Annotated in this window: 2 protein-coding genes; both read left to right on the top strand. The window is 49.0% G+C overall.

The window, feature by feature from the left end:
- Window positions 1–50 precede the first annotated feature (50 nt).
- The gene (locus tag B5E66_RS12655; protein WP_087233845.1) at window positions 51–710 is read left to right on the top strand and encodes a hypothetical protein; all 660 of its coding nucleotides are present in this window, start codon (window positions 51–53) and stop codon (window positions 708–710) included.
- A gap of 108 nt (window positions 711–818) precedes the next feature.
- Window positions 819–1,502, top strand: a complete 684-nt coding sequence (locus B5E66_RS12650; protein WP_087233842.1) for a hypothetical protein — start codon at window positions 819–821, stop codon at window positions 1,500–1,502.
- Window positions 1,503–1,619: the final 117 nt, after the last annotated feature.

Here is a 1,619-nt window from a genome sequence, read left to right as displayed (position 1 = left end):
CCTGTTTTGGGTCTCTATCTTTTATACACCATAAGGAGGAAAAATTCATTATGAAGCTCAAGAAAATTGCTTCCCTGATGCTGGCCGGCGTTATGGCTGTCAGCATGCTGGCTGGCTGCAAAGGCTCTGCCAACAGCGGCGAGGAGGAGAACCCCGTTGTTCCCACCACCGGTATCGTGGCAGACGCCAATGGCGTTTTGACCGATGATCAGAAAGAGATCTTCAGCTATGTCGGCAGCACCAATCTGGATACTATCTTGAAGGAGATTACCGCAGATACTAAGAATCTTTCTGAGCAAGATATTGCTAGCGCTTATAAAAAATTTACTGCTGGTACTCAGGACACAGAACTGAACGGCAAACTGCGGGATAAGCTGGAAGGTTTGAAGGCGGCTAGTGGCGAATTCACTAATGCTCCTGCAAACGGCAAGTCCCAGAGCTATGGTTGGGTCTACACCATTTCTGGTAAGATGACTCAGACTGAAGCGGTGGAAGCAACTGCCGAATATTTTGCTCGTTATATGGATAACAAGCAAAAGGTGGAGACCGTGGTTGATTACAATGGTGCTAAGTACAACGCAGAGTACTCCGTTGAGATCAGCGCTGTGAAGGCTTCCAACAACTCCAATGTTGATGGCGAGTCTGCCTGGGTCATCGCATTTGTTGTTACCCAGACCCTGGGCGACAAGGTGGTCAACAACGTCGGCTGATCGCTTTGACGGCATCTAACACATACGGCATACAAAGATAGGGCCTCCTTTTTTACCTGTTTCGAGTCTCTATCGATTTCTACACTCATATAGGAGGAAAAATTCATTATGAAGCTCAAGAAAATTGCTTCCCTGATGCTGGCCGGCGTTATGGCCGTCAGCATGCTGAGCGCCTGTGGTGAGGGCAGCGGCAATGGCAATGAAGAAGAGAACAAGCCGGTCGAAACTGTGAGCAACGCTGTGACCTATGCCAACGATCTGCTGGATTCCGATATGAAGGAGTATGTCAACTTCATTTCCAGCACTGCTCTGGACGGCTGGGCTACAAAGTATGCCACCAATACTGGTAAGTTCTCTGCTAAGAATATTTCTGACGCATATAACAAGGCTGTTACGGTTCATGATGGTCAGACGTATAAATCTAAGATGCAGAGTCAGTTGGAATCTGATTTGAAAGATGCGAAAATTCTGGTTGTTGATACTTTGAACGCTATGCCTGCCGATAAGGTCTCCCAGAGCAGGCCTGTTGTTTATGTGTTGTCTGGTAAAATGGACGAAAAGTCTGCGGTTGAGGCCGCTGCAACAGCACTTGGGGAGTGGGCGTTCGGTGGTAGCACAGTCTATTGCCCCAAGGCTTTGACTACAACAGATGGTACCGTCTACAACTGTGATTACACTGTTGAGATCAATGCTGTGAAGGTCACCAACGACAGCCTGGCTACTGAGAGCGCATGGGTCATCAGCTTTGTGGTCAACCAGAAGGTCACCAAGGCTGTCAACGTCCAGGTCTAACATTACTTATAACACCCCCGGGGCACCATACCGGGAGATGATATAAGGGGCGGGCGGGTGCCAGAGACCACCTGCACGCTCGGGTAAAACACCCATCCGATGTGGCGGCAAAGAGGA

The organism is Faecalibacterium sp. An121 (genome assembly GCF_002160915.1).
Classification (GTDB): Bacteria; Bacillota; Clostridia; order Oscillospirales; family Ruminococcaceae; genus Faecalibacterium; species Faecalibacterium avium.
Note: the sequence above shows the minus strand (reverse complement) of the source record. Positions and strands in the feature narration are given on the sequence as shown.